Origin of the sequence: Microcoleus sp. FACHB-1515, from assembly GCF_014696105.1 — a bacterium.
Lineage (GTDB): Bacteria > Cyanobacteriota > Cyanobacteriia > Elainellales > Elainellaceae > JAAUTJ01.
Map to the genome: position 1 here is coordinate 1 of NZ_JACJPO010000067.1, position 16873 is coordinate 16873.

Sequence of the window (16873 nt, forward strand, 5' to 3'; positions counted from 1 at the left end):
AATACGACCATTCTTCACCGTTTGAGTCGAGGTGCAACTGGGACAAGCAAGCATCATAAAGAGTCCATCGAAATCTGTTGCTAACCTAGCATCATTACTTCTACACGACTACCAAAATTTGATGCTTGCTTTTTTTAAAAGCGTAGAAAATAAAGACGGCGGCGGCAGTGATGCTTGCTAAAACAAACGCTATAAAAAAGATATCAAGCCACCAATTGCTTTGAGCATTGTTGTTCTCGGAGGTCAGTATGATCAAGAGCATTAATGCTCCTGGTGAAAGACACAGAAGCCCAAGAACAACAGAGCGAAAAAAATCTTTTGATGCGGGTTTAGAGTGCCCAAGCAACTCACCGAAACCTTCTGATCGAGCGATCGCAGTGACTTTTTCTGAATCTTTTTGGCTCATCTATTGCATTCTCTAAAGAGTTGCTCGCTCTACGAGGTACTATTTATTATTTCTGAAACAGGTAAGCCTATGCAAGTCAATTGCTGATTTGCTTAATGCCCATTGCTGCTAGCGAGATTGGCTTAGAAGGCTGACCAACAAAAAGCGATCGCCCCACCCAAGAGCGATCGCTTTTCTGTTACTGAATCGAGAACTACACGACTTCCGTTTGCTGCACCACAGGTTGCGGTTGCGGCTGGAATTGGAAGAGCGAGTAGACGACATTGCGGCGAATGTCGGTCATCATGTCGAGGAAGATTTCGTAGCCTTCGCTTTTGTATTCAATCAGCGGGTCTTTTTGGCCGTAGCCGCGCAAGCCGACTGATTCGCGTAGACCGTCCATGCGCTGCAAGTGTTCGCGCCAGAGCGTGTCGATTTGCTGGAGGATGAAGAACCGTTCGGCTTGGCGCATCAGACCGGGAGAAATCTGATCGACTTGGCCTTCCTTGAGGTCGTAGGCGATCCGCACCTGTTCGTGCAGGAAGGTTTTAATTTCGCTCAACGAAAGGTCTTGGAGCTGATCGGGTTCAAGATCCTGAAGCAGATAGACGAACTCTTTCACCTTGGAAACGAGCTTATCAAGTTCCCATTCTTCCGGCGGCAAATCGGGATTGATGTAGGCTTCGGCGATGTCGTCCATCGTTTTTTCGGCGTACTTGATCACCTGCTCTTTCAGGTCTTGGCCTTCGAGGACGCGGCGGCGTTCGGCGTAGATGGCGCGGCGCTGGTTGTTCATCACCTCGTCATACTCGAACACCTGCTTGCGGATGTCGTAGTAGTAGGTTTCGACTTTCTTCTGTGCGCCTTCCAGAGAGCGAGTCAGCATTCCCGATTCGATCGGCATGTCTTCCTCGACGCGGAAGGCGTTCATCAGTCCGGCGACGCGATCGCCGCCAAAAATTCGCAGTAGGTTGTCTTGCAGACTGAGGAAGAACTTGGTCGAACCGGGGTCGCCCTGCCGTCCGGCTCGTCCGCGTAGCTGGTTGTCAATCCGGCGCGATTCGTGGCGTTCTGTGCCGATTACGTGGAGTCCGCCCAGCGACACGACTTCTTCATGCTCGGCACTGGTGAAGGCTTCGTATTCTTTGCGAATCAGGTTGTAGGCATCGCGCAGCTTCAGGATAACCGGATCGGGTGAAGGCGCTTTTTCGGCTGCGGTGGCGAGGCGGTCTTCAGCTTCGAGTTCCGGTAGCGATCGCTCGCCATATTGCTGCACCGCAAAGTCAACCGCTTCCTTGATCGCTCGTTCGGCTTCAGATGAAAGTGCAGTCGGGAAAATTTGCGGCGAAACTTTCCAGGTTTTGGCTTTCTTGGTGTCGGTCGGCGCGAAACCTTTGGCCGGAGCGCGATCGCGGAACATCGCTTCGGGAATCGCAAATTCGCCTTCGTCTTCCGGCTGCACGAGTCGCGGCATGAAGTATTCCCGCACTTTCAGACGCGCCATGTAGTCGGCATTCCCGCCCAGAATGATGTCGGTTCCGCGTCCGGCCATGTTGGTGGCGATCGTCACCTGGCCTTTACGTCCGGCCTGAGCGATAATTTCCGATTCACGCTCAACGTTTTCCGGCTTGGCGTTGAGCAGTTGATGCGGAACACCCAACTGGGCAAGTAGGCCGGAGAGCAGTTCGGATTTTTCGACGCTGGTTGTGCCCACCAAGACCGGACGACCGACTTCGTGCATTTCGGCGCATTCCTGGGCGATCGCTTTCCATTTGGCTTCTTCAGTCTTATAGACCACATCGGCCAAATTTTGCCGTTTGCTGACGCGGTTGGTGGGAATGATTGTGACTTCGAGCTTGTAAATTTTCTCGAATTCGGCTTCTTCGGTTTTGGCCGTTCCGGTCATGCCTGCCAGCTTAGGATAAAGCAGGAAGAAGTTTTGGTAGGTAATGGTGGCAAGAGTTTGGGTTTCCGGCTGAATTTCGACGCGCTCTTTGGCTTCGATCGCCTGATGCAAACCGTCGCTCCAACGGCGTCCCGGCATGACGCGCCCCGTGAATTCATCCACGATCACCACTTCACCGCCGCGCACGATGTAGTTCACGTCTTTGATGAACAGTTCTTTCGCCTTGATCGCGTTGAAAACATAGTGCGCCCAAGGATCTTGCGGGTCAAACAGATCCGTCACGCCCAAAATTTGTTCGGCCAAGATATAGCCTTCATCGGCCAGCAGCACGTTTCGAGCTTTCTCGTCTACCTCGTAATGGCCTTCGGGATCGTCTTCGTCCTTTTTGCGTTTCAATTGGGCGGCGACTTCAGCAGCTTTCAGGTATTTTTCGCTGGGGCGCTCGACCTGACCAGAGATGATCAGCGGCGTCCGAGCTTCGTCGATCAAAACCGAGTCTACTTCGTCAATGATGCAGTAGTTAAACGGACGCTGGACGACATCGCGCATATCGGTCGCCATGTTGTCGCGCAGATAGTCGAAGCCGAGTTCGCTGTTGGTTCCGTAGGTGATGTCGCACTCGTAGTTTTTCTTGCGATCGCTCGGCGTCATGTTCTGCTGAATCAGGCCGACGCTCAATCCCAAGAAGCGATGCACCTGTCCCATCCATTCGGCGTCGCGGCGGGCGAGGTAGTCGTTGACGGTAATGACGTGAACGCCTTTGCCTTCCAGCGCGTTTAGATAGGCGGGCAAGGTGGCGACGAGGGTTTTGCCTTCGCCCGTTTTCATTTCGGCAATCTGGCCGTTGTGCAGCACCATGCCGCCCAAAAGCTGCACATCAAAGTGGCGCAGACCGAGGACGCGCTTTCCGGCTTCGCGCACGACGGCAAAGGCTTCCGGCAAAATGTCGTCCAGGGTTTCGCCCTTGGCAAGCCGCTCTTTGAATTCGGCAGTTTTACCGCGTAGTTCTTCGTCTGAGAGCGCTTCCATTTCTTCGGCTAGCGCGTTTACATCGGCAATGTCGGGCTGGTATTTCTTGAGCTTACGGGCGTTCGGGTCGCCCAGCAAATTTTTCAACATGGCAGTGGCAGAAAGTAATAAGGGTCGATCGAGCCGTCAAATCGATCGCGCCAAAGCGTCAAAGCCAGTTGTGGCGACGCAGTTCGAGTTCCTTGATCGTATCATCCACGCTCATTTCATCTGAGGGCGGAAAATACCACTCCGAGAGGCGCGATCGCCCGTTTCACGGCGCGTTTTGCCATTCTGCACTGAGCGATCGAAAGTCATACGCACCCGCGCCTGGATGACAGGAAATGCAGCTTCCCAAGGTTGCAGGCTGCGGCAGGGGAACACGCGGATGCAGCGCTTTGAAATAGCGCGAATTGTGGATGCGGTAGGGAACGCTTTCGCCTTCCGCAAGGGGACGAGAGAAAGCTCTGAGGTAGTTCCAGATCAGAAGTCGGGGCGGATCGACGATCGGCGCAAGCTGAACGCCGTAGTGCTGCCTGTCCTGTAGCAGTTGTCGCCAAGTTTCATCCGGCATCACAGCAGGTGAAGGCACGATGTGACAGCCGCCGCAGGTTTGCAGATACAGCGATTGCCCAAGCTGCTGATTTTGCGGGACGGGATCAACAGTTCCCAGTGCGGTCGTGTCCATTGCCCGCGCCGCACTCCAACCGATCGCCGTGCAGCACAACACGACGATCGCCATCAGAAATGTAGTGGAGCGGCGAACCAGCGGGATCGACCTCATGCAGCTTGTACCGAGCAGTCTTGTATACAGCAGAAAAGCAAGTCAGCGAATGTCATGAATCTAACATTTTCTCGATCGAACCCACATCGATCGAAAACTTCTGGATCTATCCTAAATGGTTGGAGCTTAAGATAACGAAATATTACGGCTCGATCGCAAATTTAATGAGGAATACCGAGTTAATGACAGAAGACCGACAGATTCAGTTTCGCGTCCATGCAGATTGGCAGCCGGACGCAGCCACCTTTAACCAACTTTTAGAACTTTTTGAGCAAACGGCATTTTGGGCGAAGAATCGCCGTTCTGAAGATTGGCGGATTGCGATCGCCAACAGCAAACCGATCGTGACCGTGTGGGATCACGATCGGCTCATTGGGTTCGCCCGCGCTACGTCTGACGGCATTTTTCGCGCCACAATTTGGGACGTGGTGATTCACTCGGACTATCAAGGCGCAGGACTGGGGCGCAAGCTGGTGGAAACGGTGCTGATGCATCCGCACGTCAACTCGGTGGAGCGGGTTTACCTGATGACGACGCATCAGCAAAAATTCTATGAGCGCATCGGCTTTCAGCCCAACTCGACCACGACGATGGTGCTGCACAATCAGCCGATTTCGCAGGCGCATTTGCCTATGGCGATCGAGTCTCATCGAAGCACATTGAAAGGTTGCTAGTACTCGGCCACCGTAAAACCTCTCTCATTAGACAGATATTTGACTGGCTTGCACCCCTAAATCTGGGAAAAATGAGGACGCAAGAAAGTTTTTGACCCTTTAAATTGCGGTGGATGCAGGAATTGCATCGATCGAACCCGTATCTCAAATTATTGGCTCCCCTCAGTATCATGCAATACCGTTGAGGCCAATGTTTCTACTTACTCTGTTTATAAGCGGAAACAGAAACCGTTAGGTTTCCGTAGAATCACGGTTGAAATTCAAAACCGTCGTCATTTCCATGTCATCTAAAGCACAACTGAAGCCCAATCCCTTCACGACCTATCGTGATCCCGCCACTGGACGCTGGATCGTTGTTCAGCCTACTAAAGAGCTATTGCCCAATTCCGTGAATTTATCGATCGTTTCCCCTTCGATCGAAGGGCTGAAGCCTTGCTGCGTATAAATTCACCCGGATTTTCTTCGCGCCTGAGGTGAAAGACTGCGATCGATGTGAAGCGATCGAATCAAAAATGCTTGAATATTGAGGAGCCGCGATCGTGCATTGCGGGCGCTGACTTTAATTGGCTCTGGCTGTGAAAAAGCTTCCCTGGCTCTCGCTAGCGCTGCTGCTAGCTGCATACACGACGCTAAGCTGGCTGCTGTACCGCTTAAACGTCACTTGGCAACTGTGGGCGATCGTGCTGGGGCTGGCCTTGACGCAGGCATTTTTGCTCACGACATTCTCGCACGGCGTTCAGCAATTTTTGGAAAAATGGCTGCGGTCAGACCTGGGATATTTCTCAGTGATTTTGCTGCTGGCAATGCTCGGCGTGTTTTTTCTGGCGTGGTTTCACTTTTTCGGCCACCTGTTGGTTTTGCTGGCGGCTGAAATTTTGGCACGGCTCGATCTGCGTCGAGCAGGCTACACTCGTGTTCAAGCTTTGATGATTTTAGTGTTGGTTTCGCTGCTGGGCTTGGGAGTCGGCGGCACAGCTTACTACTACAAGTACAGCGTGCCAAACGCGATCGAGCAGTCTCAAGAAACAGATACCTCCAGCTTGACGCGGGCAGCACCGCTAGTTTCGATCGCCAAAATCGATCAAATTTCATAAAACCGAGCCAAATTCTGCTGGGACTCAGCATTTGGGAAGAGTAAATTTCCGGGGTTTTGTTTCTACCCTGAGTTTGCATTTTCTTAAATTTGGCGACCCATGAGACATTGGAAGCGATCGATGAATGTGTGGTTTGGCACAGTGCTGGTGTTGCTGCTGGTTGTAGCACAAGCCAAGTGGCAGCACGCGATCGCCCAGCCGCTCCCTGCCCCGATCGGCGGTTTGACGCAGCCAGCAGAACTGCCGCCCCTGCCTTATGCCTATGATGCCCTGGAGCCATACATTGATGCGGAAACCATGCGGCTGCATCACGACGCGCATCACGCGGCCTACGTCAACAATCTGAATGAAGCGGTGCAAAAGCATCCTGAACTGCAAGGTCAAACGGTTGAAGCGCTGCTCGGCAATCTCGAAGCACTGCCAGAAGATGTCCGCACGGCAATTCGCAACAACGGCGGCGGACACCTCAATCACACGATGTTTTGGCAGATTATGAAGCCGGATGGCGGCGGCGAACCAACGGGCGCGATCGCCACCGTCATCGAAGAGAATTTTGGCGGTTTTGAGACGTTCAAGGAGCAGTTTAATCAGGCGGGAGTCGATCGCTTTGGCAGCGGTTGGGTTTGGCTGGTACGCAACACCGCAGGTCAATTTGAAATTATCACTACGCCCAATCAAGATAGCCCCGTGATGGAAGGCGCATATCCGATCATGGGCAACGATGTGTGGGAACACGCTTACTATTTGACCTATCGCAATCGTCGGCCTGAATATCTCAGCAACTGGTGGAACGTCATCAACTGGGACGAGATCAATCGGCGTTTAGCGGCTGCAACCTAATCAAAAAACAGCGGCGAGAATTCCACCGCTGTTTGATCTTCTGAATTGAGACGGCTTAAATTGCTGCGCCGCTGGTGCGACGAATTGCAATTACAGCGGGTTTGGGCGGATCGTTTTCGCCCTTGGTCGGCCAGTTGGAGCCGATCGGCACTTCGCGAGTTTGCATAAACATTTCACCGTTCACCGTCTTCATTGCAAACTGGCGCGTTTCGATCGCCATGTTTTCGCGAACGCCGCCGATTTCACCCGGATGCTGAGCGGCAATAAACAGCGTTTGCTGATCCGGCGTGAAAAACGGTCCAGTCATTTCCGAATCCATTGGCCCATAGCCAAACAGATAGGCTTCTCCTGCGTTGGCTCCTGAAGTCGGAATGAACCAGATCGAATTATTGCCGAACAGTCCGCGCAAATCTGACTGGCTGACTGCCGAACCATCGGCCTTGGTGCGGCTGGGGATTGCGATGTTGTGCTTGTCGCTTGACATATCCGTGACGATCCACAGGTTGCCGCTGTTGTCGAAAGCGAGGTTGTCGGGATTGGAGAAGCCCAAGCCGCCTTCTGCGGGTTCGCCGCCCGTCGCAAAATTTTCCCAGCGGAAGGTCATTGCAGCCGGATCGTTGCCGTCTTCGATCAGATGGAAAATCCAGCCGTGTTCATAGGGCGTTTCGCCGTTGGGACCTTGAAACACGCGCTTGTCTGGGCTGCCGTCGCTGGAACTGGGTGAACCGGACGTGAAGGCGATGAAGACAGAACCATCTGCGGCCAGTTCCGTATCTTCTGGGCGTCCGGTGCAGGTGGCTCCCGCTGCGTTGGCGGCAAAGTGGGCGTCAATCAAAATTGCGCCTTGCTTTTCGCGATCGAATCCCGTGTACAAACTGCCCAACGTCGGAAACTGCCGCTTGTATGCTTCAACCGCTGCATCGTCGGTGTATTTCTCCACGCCGCCCGTCGGACGCTTCGGCAGCGTGATCATTCCGCCCGCATGAACGCTTGGCAGGTCAGGATTCACAGTTGTACTCGGCGCAAGCGCAATCCAGCGGCCTGTGCCGTCCGGGTTAAACTTAGCGGCGTAGAGCATTCCGGTTTCGAGCAGGCGCGAATTCGCCTTGGACTTGGGATCAGAGATTGTGACCTGGCTGACGAACTTATAAATATGTCCGCCGCGTCGATCGCACCCTGAATAGAACGCCAATTGCTTGCCTGCTTCTGCCCGCACAGCCACCGCTTCATGCCGAAAGCGACCGAGCCAAGTGTGCTTTGTGCCGTAGTCGTTCGGATTGGCCGGATCAACTTCGACCATCCAGCCGTATTTGTTTCCGGCCAGCCCGAACGGATTGCCCTTGCCGCCCATCTCGGTTTCAGTCAGGAAGAACGGCTTTTCGCTGGGATCGAGCGAGGTTCCGTCTGCATTCACAGGTTCCGGCACAAAATCCTGAAAATTTTCTTCCGCGCTGAACACGGTTCCCCAAGGCGTTGTGCCTCCGGCGCAGTTGTTGAACGTGCCAATGATTCGATCGCCCAACCCATCGACGTACCCAATGCCGCGCTGCTTGCGGAAAATTGCGACAGCCGGGCCAGTCGCTTTTAAGTAGCGGTTATCTTCCAGGCCGGAAATTCCTGTGATGCGGCGATCGGTGGGTGCCGCAACGCGCACCCACGAGCCATCGGCCTGCTTGCGGACGTAGATCACACTTAAGCCCAAATCGATCAGCGCTTCGCGGCTAATTTCTGCAATCTGACCTTTGAGCGTTTCATCTTCCAAGGCGGTCACGTCGATGCCATCTTCGCCTGCGGCTTCGGCAGCGGCAGTCACCGCTTCGATCGGCAGCGCTTTCCCTGTGACTTGTTCAAAGGTTTGCAGCCAAGGTTTAGCGCTGATGTATTCGTGATTAACCGTCAGATATCCCTCACCGGGGCGGACTTCAACATACGAAAGGTAGTCGTTGTTGTAGCCAAAGCGGGAATCGCCGACGCGATCGCCCCAAGCGGCAATCACATCGTAAGTAAATCCTTCTGGCAAAACGACATCATCGGCAACGGCGTAGCTGCTGTATGCGCTGGCCTGTTGAGCAGCGGTGACGCCATCGGTCGGAACGGGCATTGCGCCTTTAATGGGCACAAAGCTGAGGCCATTTGACGTGCTAGCGATCGCTGCCTTGCTCTGAAACGGCATGGAAAACTTGCTTGCAATCGGTGATAAAGCGATCGAACCTGCGCTCGCGCCCAGAAATGCCAAAAAATGTCTGCGTTTGAGGCTCATGACTTTCGTGTTCTCTCTCAATGTTGCTCGCGATCGATCGCAACACCCAATTAGATAGGTGTTTGCTTCACAAGAAAACGCTACCGACTTTGCTTTAAGAAGCGGTAATTAGAACATTAAGAAAATAGCCGAAGCGTTTACGGAACTGACACATTAACACCCGAAAATCAAGTTTCAACGCTCCAAGCCCAATTCCGTTGAAACAGTCTCAGCCTGTTACCCTAACCCATTTGAATGAGTTTGCGCTTTCAGCCGGAAATCAATTTCATAGCTTTTGCCGCTGTGCTGGTTTAATTTGCTACCGTAAACTGCCAGCAGATTGAGTACGGTTTAGCTGAGCGATCGCTACAGGAACGGTGTCAAAACTCAAATCTTAAAAAATTCTTAGATTCCGCCATTTTTTGCGGTTAAATCAGATTAGAGAAGCGATCGCTTCAGTGTTTCTCTAAAGAATGTATCAATCTAAACATCAAAATCCTTTAGCAAGTTGATAGACCAATTTCTATAAAGTTTGTTTAAGCCAAAAGCCAATCTGTTTGTAGTTTTCTATACTAAAATGAAGAAAGATGATGTGGGCAGTCCGTATGGCTGAACCGACCACCTGAACTTACTCGATCGCTCGGACGCTTTCCGAGATGCTTCGATCGCAGGTCGTAGTTACCAGCCAGTTCACCTTGAGCGATTCAGGCTGTCTACTGTGAAAAATCCTGACGATGGAAGGCAACATGTATCAGCATCCGCTTAGCCGCATGAAGCGCTACGACCAGAAGGCGATCGAGTCCTACTACCGCTGGCGAGTGTGGCGCACCGTCACTCGTGCCGTCCGCGTCCTCTGGCTGTTTGCCGGATTTGTTTTGGGTCTTAGGTGGGACGAGTGGCAAGGCAAATGCAGTCCGCGCCGACCCGCCCAACTGCGCCGCATCCTCACCAATCTTGGCCCCACCTTCATCAAAGTCGGTCAGGCACTTTCAACCCGTCCCGATTTGATTCGCAAAGACTTTTTGCCGGAACTTGAAAAGCTGCAAGACCAGCTACCGCCCGCGCCCACCTCGATCGCCTTTGCCATCATCGAAGCGGAACTCGGTCGCACGGTCGAAGAAATCTATCAGGAAATTACGCCCGCCCCGATCGCCGCTGCCAGCCTCGGCCAGGTCTATCGTGCCAAACTCCACACGGGCGAAGACGTAGCCGTGAAGGTGCAGCGTCCGCGCCTGCTGCCAACTTTGACGCTCGATCTGTATCTGATTCGTTGGGCAGCAAACTGGCTAGAGCCTTGGCTGCCGCTGAACTTGGGGCATGATTTGGTGTCGATCGTCGATGAATTTGGCGCAAAGCTGTTTGAAGAAATCGACTACCTCAACGAAGGCCGCAACGCCGAACGCTTTGCCGCCAACTTCCGCGACGACCCGACCGTGAAAGTTCCAACGATCTACTGGCGCTACACTAGCCAGCACGTTCTGACGCTAGAGTGGATTTCGGGCTTTAAACTTACCGACACGGCCAGCATTCAAGCCGCCAATCTCGACAGCAACGATCTAATTCAAATCGGCGTCACGGCCAGCCTGCGCCAACTGCTCGAATTTGGCTTTTTCCACGCCGACCCGCATCCGGGCAATCTGTTCGCCATGCCGGATGGCCGCATGGCCTACATCGACTTTGGCATGATGGATCAGCTTAGCCAAGAGATGAAGGAAACACTGGTCGATGCCGTCGTTCATTTGATCAATAAAGACTATTCGCTGCTGGCACAAGATTTCGTCAAGCTCGGATTTCTCGCGCCGCAAACGGACATCACGCCGATCGTCCCTGCCCTCGAAGCCGTGTTGGACAACGCGATCGGTGAAAGCGTCGGCGACTTCAACTTCAAAACGATCACCGACCACTTCTCGGAACTGATGTATGACTATCCGTTCCGCGTTCCGGCCAAGTTTGCCCTGATTATTCGATCGGTAATCACGCAAGAAGGCTTGGCGCTCAGCCTCAATCCCAACTTCAAGATTGTCGAAGTGGCCTATCCTTACGTGGCTCGTCGCCTCTTGATGGATGAATCGCCTGCTCTGCGTCGCCGCCTGATCGAAGTGCTGTTTAAAGATGGCAAGTTCCAGTGGGAGCGCCTGGAGAATTTGATTGCGATCGCCCGCTCTGACCAAAACTTTGATCTATTGCCCACCGCCCAACTCGGCTTACAATACCTCTTGTCGAGCGAAGGTCAATTTCTGCGGCGTCAGCTTGTCTTGGCTTTGGTGGAAGACGATCGCCTCCACACCGAGGAAGTCCAGCGCTTGTGGAACTTGATCAAGGCCGACCTAAAGCCGTCGCGCTTGCTGGATGCCGCCGTCGGTGCGTTCGGCGAATTTTCTGCCGAGCGAGCCGCCGCATTGCTGCCTAATATGGCCGCGATGTCGCTCTTTCCAGGACAAAAGCCTCGATAGCCGCCTTCATCCCTCATCCTTCATCCCTTCGCATGGACTATTATTTTGCTCCGCCCTACTTCCTGCTGTTCGCAGGATTGTTCATCAGCCTCACATCCGGCACGGCATTTCAGGCCATCTTGAAGCAGTCGGTGCAGGAATGGTCGCGCAATCGATCGACCCGCACCCTCGCCACGCTTCAGGGAATGCAGCTTTTCCTGCCGTTCATCGGCATCAGCACAGGCATCTGCATGTTCCTCGCCTCCGGTCTGATTATCTTTGGCTTCCCTGTTTGGCTGGGCTATGGTCTTGCAATTCCGTTGACGCTGGGAACAGGCTGGCTGCTGTGGACGCAACTCGGCCAGAATTTAAGCCAGCTTGAACGGGGCGGATCGCAAGCGCTAGATCTTGACTCTTGGGGTTAAGTTCGATCGCTCAGAAAATTCTCAAAATTCGGTAGCAGTCCCGACGATTTGTGGGACCTGCTACCGAATTTTGCTTCAATGATGGTCAAACATGAGCTAGCCATCCTCTTCGTTCTTGATGCGTTGCTCATCTAAACAGTCTTCATGGATATGATCCCTACAAAATTACGCAGTTAGCAGCATAATCATTTTCACTAACGTCTCTGGCTCCGCAGGTTTTGCCAGGTGTCGTTGAAATCCGGCTGCGATCGCTTGCCGCTGATCATACTCACCCGCATAGGCCGTCAGCGCGATCGCAGGAATTTGATGTTCTTGCTGGCGTGCTCGGACTTGCTGCATCAGCATGTAGCCGTCCATGTCGGGCATTCCAATGTCGCTGATGATCAGGTCAGGAGCCGACTGCTCGATCGCTTGCAGCGCCTCGATTCCCGATGCCGCGCTGGAGACGATCGCACCTGCCGCTTCCAGCACAAACGCGACAAACTCACGCGAATCCGGTTCATCATCCACGACCAAGATGTGCAAACCGCGCAAGTCGGCTGCTGAAGCGGCTGGCTGGGCGGGCGCAGGCGATTCGTCCAACGGAGCGGCCAGCGGAATCTGCACGGTAAAGGTTGCGCCCTGTCCTTCTCCCAAACTTTCCGCGCTGATTTGACCACCGTGCATCTCAACCAGTTGACGTGCGATCGCTAAGCCTAATCCCAGCCCACCAAATTTTCGCGTCGTCGTACCATCTTCCTGACGAAAATGCTCAAACACATACGGCAGAAACTCGCGTTTGATGCCTTTTCCCGTGTCAGCCACCTGAATTTGGGCATGAGTTTTCGTTTGAGTTAACGTCACTGTAACCTGTCCTGCTGGCGGCGTGAATTTGACGGCATTGGAGAGCAAATTCCACACGACCTGCTGCAATCGTCCGGCGTCCCCGCTGACTGAAACAGCGCTGGGCAACACCGTCCCAATCCGCAAAGATTTGGCCTTGGCGGACAGTTCAACCGTTTCCAGAGCGGCCAAGATCACAGCCCGCAGATCAACGAGCCGCACCTCCAGGCTCAATTTGCCGCGCAAAATGCGGGAGATATCGAGCAGGTCGCTGATCAGTTGGGATTGAAGTTGGGCATTGCGCTCGATCGCAGCTAGCGCCGTTTGCGTTTTGGCCGCATCCAGTTTTCCCTGCTGCAACAGCTTTGACCAGCCCAAAATCGGATTGAGCGGCGATCGCAATTCATGCGAGAGCACGGCTAAAAATTCATCTTTGACTCGATTGGCAGCCTCGGCAGATTCGCGTGCCGCCTGTTCGCGTGCCAACAGCGATCGAAGCCGCTCTTCCGATTCAAATAGCTTTTCCTCCGCTTGCTTTCTGGCCGTGATGTCTTGAACCGTGCCGCGCAAGCCAACGATCGCTCCGTTGGAATCGCGCAACACTTCGCTGCGGGTCGTTACCCAGATCAGTGTGCCGTTGCGATATGCCTGCACATCTAGTTCATAACCGAGTCCGGTTGCCAATGCTTGCTGCACCCCTTCATGAATGCGCTGCCAGCTTTCGTGCGGATATAGCCAGCCGTCTTGGTCGGCAAAGTTCGGGATTGTGTCGCGTTCTGGATCAAAGCCGTAGATTCGCAGCAGTTGATCCGAGCCAGTCGTGACATCAGTTTTTGCATCCCAATAACAACTGCCGATATTGCCGATGCGCTGTGCTTCTCTCAGTTCAGCTTCGCGATCGCGCAGTTGGGCTTCGGCTTGTCTGCGATCGGTAATGTTGTTGAGCAGAACGCCAACCTGTCGCAGTTCTGGCTCTCCTCGTCGAAATGCAAACACCTCATACCAAGCGTCAAATCCTTTCGCGTGATTTTCAAAACGGATCGCCTCGCCCGTCAAGGCAACTTTGCCGTATATTTCAAACCAGTATTCTTCATGGTCTGGCACCATTTCGCGGACTGTTTTGCCTTGTGCATTGCGAGTGCCCGTCTGCTGATCAAAGGCAGGATTGGTAATTAAAAATCGATAATCGATCGGTCGATCGTCCTGATCAAAGAGCATTTCGATCACGCAAAAGCCTTCGGCCATCGTCTCAAACAGCGTGCGGTATCTCTCCTCTGATTTGCGTAAAGCGGCTCCTGCCTCTCGCCGGAGTTGCGCCAGTTTGAGACTGGCTTCGACTCGCGCCAGCAGTTCACGCGCCGAGAAGGGCTTGATTAAATAATCATCTGCACCTGCTTCCAGTCCTTCAATTCGAGCTTCTTCTCCCGCGCGAGCAGACAAGAGAATCAACGGGATTTCTTGCGTGCCGGAATTTGCCCGCAGTTCACGCAGCAGCCCAAATCCATCCAGATTCGGCATCATCACGTCACTCAACACCAAATCCGGCAGTTGCTTGCGGATTGCAGCTAAGGCGGCAATGCCATCTGCGACCGCCTCGACCGTGTACTGTTGGCTTAACAGCCGCTTCACGTACTCGCGCATATCGGCATTGTCATCCACGAGCAAAATCCGGCCAGTGGGTGCAGCAACATCCGGAAACGAAGCCGAAACCGACAAAGAAAGTTCTGCATTGATCGACTCCGCACGATCGATCGTGCCACTTGATAGCCACCGCGAGGCTTCTTCCACATAAGCATCGGCTCCTAATGCGGTCGATGTCAGGGTGCGAGTTGCTTCAATGCGATCGGCGGGCAGATGTGAGACACCGAGGGGAATGGCGATCGTAAACTTCGTGCCGCGATCGACTTGACTGCTGATGTGAATCGTTCCGCCATGCAGTTTGACCAGTTCTTGCACAAACGCCAGCCCAATCCCCGATCCTTCATAGGTGCGAGCGCGAGTGCCACTGATGCGATGGAAGCGCTCAAACAGTCGGGGCAGTTCGGCTGCTGGGATGCCAACACCTGTATCGGTCACTTCCAGTTCAGCACAGCCATCCACTGCCCGAAGTCGAACGGTAATGCCGCCCTCAAACGTGAATTTGAACGCATTCGAGAGCAGATTGAGGACAATTTTCTCCCACAAATCGCGATCGACATACACAGGTTGCGGAAGCGGTGGACAGTCGATCGTCAAGGTCATCCCTGCCCGTTCAACCAGCGATCGAAACACACTGGCGAGTTCTGCGGTGAAGGTCGCCAGATCGATCGGTTCATACACGGCCTGCACTCGCCCCGCTTCGATGCGCGAAAAATCGAGCAATGTGTTGACCAGTTTTTGCAGTCGTAGACCGTTGCGCTGCACGAGCTGAAGCTGTTCGCGCTCCTCGTCCCGCAATCGTTGATCTAATGCGGTGGAAAGTTCTTCGAGCGGACTGAGCATCAGCGTCAGCGGTGTGCGGAACTCGTGCGAAACGTTGCTAAAGAAAATCGTTTTGGCGCGATCGAGTTCCGCCAACTGCTCTGCCCGCTCGCGCTCTTGCTCATAGGCACGGGCATTGGCGATCGCGAGGGCAATCTGTCCAGTAAGCTGCGTGAAGAAATCACGATACTGATCGTCCAGGCGGCGGCGAGGACTGGCAACGGCAACCAGCACGCCCGTTACCTTGTTTTGCCCAGTAGCGGCGATGGGCAAAACCATCGCTTCTTGGGGTGGCTCCGGCCAAGGACTGCCAGAAATAACGCCGAAGCGATCGACCAAATTGTTGACGATTTGCGGCTGGGCAGTGCGAGCAGCATGGGCGATCGGCCAGCCACCGTCATTCTGAGCGAGATCGATCGCTACGGGATTGATTGGACTGTCTGAGATGGAACTGTCTGAAGTGGACTCAGTGCTGCTGCAAAGGCGGGCATGTTTGCCATCTGCATCGAGCAAATAGAGCAGCGCAAACGGAATGTCGAGTCGATCGGACTTGAACGCTTCTGTGATGAGGGCGCAGGATGCTTCGGCAGTCTTGGCGACTCCGGTTTGAGAAGCGACTTCCCGCAGCAGTTGAGCGCGGCGATCGCTCAAAACGCGATACGTGGTTTCGCTCACGATATTCAAAACGCCATCAATGACGCCATCTTGTCCCTGGATTGGGTTGAAGGTGTACTCGAAGAAGCACTCCTCGGTATAGCCAAACCGACGCATGGACAATAGCTCGTCTTTGTGGAATGTGCCCTCGCCCGTTGCCAAAACGCCTGCCAACTCTGGCCCAATGTCAGCCCAAATTTCCGACCACACTTCACGGGCAGGACGCGCGATCGCCCAGGGATGTTTGTCCCCCACGATCGGTCGCCAGGCATCGTTGTAGAGCAGCAGGCAGTCTTGCCCCCAGTAGATCGCGATCGGGAAGCGAGAGTTGAGGCACGTCGATCGCAAGCTTTGCGGCCAAGTTTCCACAGCACCGAGCGCCGTTTGCGACCAGTCGAGTGATCGTAGGCGCTGTGCCATTTCGTCTGTGCCTGCAAAAAGCGATTCTGCCACCGATCGATCCTGAGTCATGCCTTCCTTTCACTCACAAACAGCTAGCACTCTCTACTATTTTTGCAAGGCAACGAGCCGATAGCCGTTCGCGTTTCGCTGCGTAGCTGCAAACCCAGAAGGGATGAAGTTCAAAATATACCTTTGGAAGTAGGGTTGACGATCGCAACATTAATAAAATACGGTAAATCTATCGGTTTACTGAAATATTGCGAATGCTCAATCAATCGCGATCGGCAGCAACCGAGTCAACCCCGACTCAGCCAGCCGCTCAAAGTCTGCTGCAACATCTCACTCAACTGCGCTGGCAAGACTTCAGCTTGAAGCGGATGCGCGGCGGTTTGCTCGTTGCGATCGGCTATTTGCTTTCGCCGCTGTGCTGGTGGAACGACTTGGTTTTCAATCTACCTGTTGCTTATGCCTTTGGCTATGTCTGTAGCTGGATTTCGGCGGATTGGCTGCTGCCGGGGGCGATCGTGGGCTACTGGCTCTCAAATTTGGTTGGCATTGTGATGATGCAGTTTGGGGCGATCGATGTCCTCGACAAAACTCGTAACTTCAAAAAAGATTTGTGGACGGGCTTTATCACTTCGACCGTTTACACGCTGGCAGTTTTGGCACTCGTGCAGTTCAAAATTCTCGATCTTGCCGCGCTGCTGCCGGATCTGAGCACGATCTTCTCGGCTGCCACAAAGTAGGC

Annotated in this window: 12 protein-coding genes; 7 read left to right on the forward strand and 5 right to left on the reverse strand. The window is 53.7% G+C overall.

What is annotated here, in order from left to right; translation table 11 throughout:
- Positions 1–100: 100 nt before the first annotated feature.
- From H6F67_RS24060 to H6F67_RS24070, 3 genes are all read right to left on the reverse strand, one after another.
- Positions 101–406 (reverse strand): hypothetical protein, encoded by a 306-nt coding sequence (locus H6F67_RS24060; RefSeq protein WP_190769195.1) that lies wholly within the window; start codon positions 404–406, stop codon positions 101–103.
- A gap of 193 nt (positions 407–599) precedes the next feature.
- Positions 600–3410, reverse strand: coding sequence for a preprotein translocase subunit SecA (gene secA, locus H6F67_RS24065; protein WP_190769196.1), 2811 nt, complete (start codon positions 3408–3410; stop codon positions 600–602).
- Positions 3411–3573: 163 nt separating this feature from the next.
- Entirely contained in the window at positions 3574–4083 is a 510-nt protein-coding gene (locus H6F67_RS24070) for a diheme cytochrome C (RefSeq protein ID WP_190769197.1), read from the reverse strand.
- Positions 4084–4265: 182 nt separating this feature from the next.
- Here H6F67_RS24070 and H6F67_RS24075 point away from each other — a divergent pair, with 182 nt between their 5' ends.
- From H6F67_RS24075 to H6F67_RS24090, 4 genes are all read left to right on the forward strand, one after another.
- On the forward strand, positions 4266–4757 hold the full coding sequence (locus H6F67_RS24075; protein WP_190769198.1) for a GNAT family N-acetyltransferase: 492 nt from the start codon (positions 4266–4268) through the stop codon (positions 4755–4757).
- A 280-nt stretch (positions 4758–5037) separates the two neighbouring features.
- Positions 5038–5202, forward strand: coding sequence for a hypothetical protein (locus tag H6F67_RS24080; RefSeq protein WP_190769199.1), 165 nt, complete (start codon positions 5038–5040; stop codon positions 5200–5202).
- Positions 5203–5332: 130 nt separating this feature from the next.
- On the forward strand, positions 5333–5851 hold the full coding sequence (locus tag H6F67_RS24085; RefSeq protein ID WP_190769200.1) for a hypothetical protein: 519 nt from the start codon (positions 5333–5335) through the stop codon (positions 5849–5851).
- Between the two features lie 99 nt (positions 5852–5950).
- Positions 5951–6691, forward strand: coding sequence for a superoxide dismutase (locus H6F67_RS24090; RefSeq protein ID WP_242020777.1), 741 nt, complete (start codon positions 5951–5953; stop codon positions 6689–6691).
- Between the two features lie 55 nt (positions 6692–6746).
- Here the strand turns inward: H6F67_RS24090 and H6F67_RS24095 are convergent, their stop codons facing one another.
- Complete coding sequence (locus H6F67_RS24095; protein ID WP_190769201.1) at positions 6747–8951, reverse strand: PhoX family phosphatase; 2205 nt, start codon at positions 8949–8951, stop codon at positions 6747–6749.
- 725 nt (positions 8952–9676) lie between these two features.
- Between H6F67_RS24095 and H6F67_RS24100 the strand changes: the two genes are divergently transcribed.
- Entirely contained in the window at positions 9677–11383 is a 1707-nt protein-coding gene (locus H6F67_RS24100; RefSeq protein WP_190769202.1) for an AarF/ABC1/UbiB kinase family protein, read from the forward strand.
- A 32-nt stretch (positions 11384–11415) separates the two neighbouring features.
- On the forward strand, positions 11416–11787 hold the full coding sequence (locus H6F67_RS24105) for a hypothetical protein (protein ID WP_190769203.1): 372 nt from the start codon (positions 11416–11418) through the stop codon (positions 11785–11787).
- Between the two features lie 165 nt (positions 11788–11952).
- On the opposite strand, the gene H6F67_RS24110 is transcribed toward H6F67_RS24105, so the two are convergent.
- Positions 11953–16194, reverse strand: coding sequence for an ATP-binding protein (locus H6F67_RS24110; RefSeq protein WP_190769204.1), 4242 nt, complete (start codon positions 16192–16194; stop codon positions 11953–11955).
- Positions 16195–16388: 194 nt separating this feature from the next.
- On the opposite strand from H6F67_RS24110, the gene H6F67_RS24115 reads away from it, so the two are divergent.
- Complete coding sequence (locus H6F67_RS24115; RefSeq protein ID WP_190769205.1) at positions 16389–16871, forward strand: hypothetical protein; 483 nt, start codon at positions 16389–16391, stop codon at positions 16869–16871.
- The last annotated feature ends 2 nt before the right edge of the window (positions 16872–16873 follow it).

What these genes read in the sequence shown, in the direction of transcription:
- H6F67_RS24060 (WP_190769195.1), bottom strand. Translation starts at nt 406, where the DNA reads ATGAGCCAAAAAGATTCAGAAAAAGTCACTGCGATCGCTCGATCAGAA.
- secA (WP_190769196.1), bottom strand. Translation starts at nt 3,410, where the DNA reads ATGTTGAAAAATTTGCTGGGCGACCCGAACGCCCGTAAGCTCAAGAAA.
- H6F67_RS24070 (WP_190769197.1), bottom strand. Translation starts at nt 4,083, where the DNA reads ATGAGGTCGATCCCGCTGGTTCGCCGCTCCACTACATTTCTGATGGCG.
- H6F67_RS24075 (WP_190769198.1), top strand. Translation starts at nt 4,266, where the DNA reads ATGACAGAAGACCGACAGATTCAGTTTCGCGTCCATGCAGATTGGCAG.
- H6F67_RS24080 (WP_190769199.1), top strand. Translation starts at nt 5,038, where the DNA reads ATGTCATCTAAAGCACAACTGAAGCCCAATCCCTTCACGACCTATCGT.
- H6F67_RS24090 (WP_242020777.1), top strand. Translation starts at nt 5,951, where the DNA reads ATGAGACATTGGAAGCGATCGATGAATGTGTGGTTTGGCACAGTGCTG.
- H6F67_RS24095 (WP_190769201.1), bottom strand. Translation starts at nt 8,951, where the DNA reads ATGAGCCTCAAACGCAGACATTTTTTGGCATTTCTGGGCGCGAGCGCA.
- H6F67_RS24100 (WP_190769202.1), top strand. Translation starts at nt 9,677, where the DNA reads ATGTATCAGCATCCGCTTAGCCGCATGAAGCGCTACGACCAGAAGGCG.
- H6F67_RS24105 (WP_190769203.1), top strand. Translation starts at nt 11,416, where the DNA reads ATGGACTATTATTTTGCTCCGCCCTACTTCCTGCTGTTCGCAGGATTG.
- H6F67_RS24110 (WP_190769204.1), bottom strand. Translation starts at nt 16,194, where the DNA reads ATGACTCAGGATCGATCGGTGGCAGAATCGCTTTTTGCAGGCACAGAC.
- H6F67_RS24115 (WP_190769205.1), top strand. Translation starts at nt 16,389, where the DNA reads ATGCTCAATCAATCGCGATCGGCAGCAACCGAGTCAACCCCGACTCAG.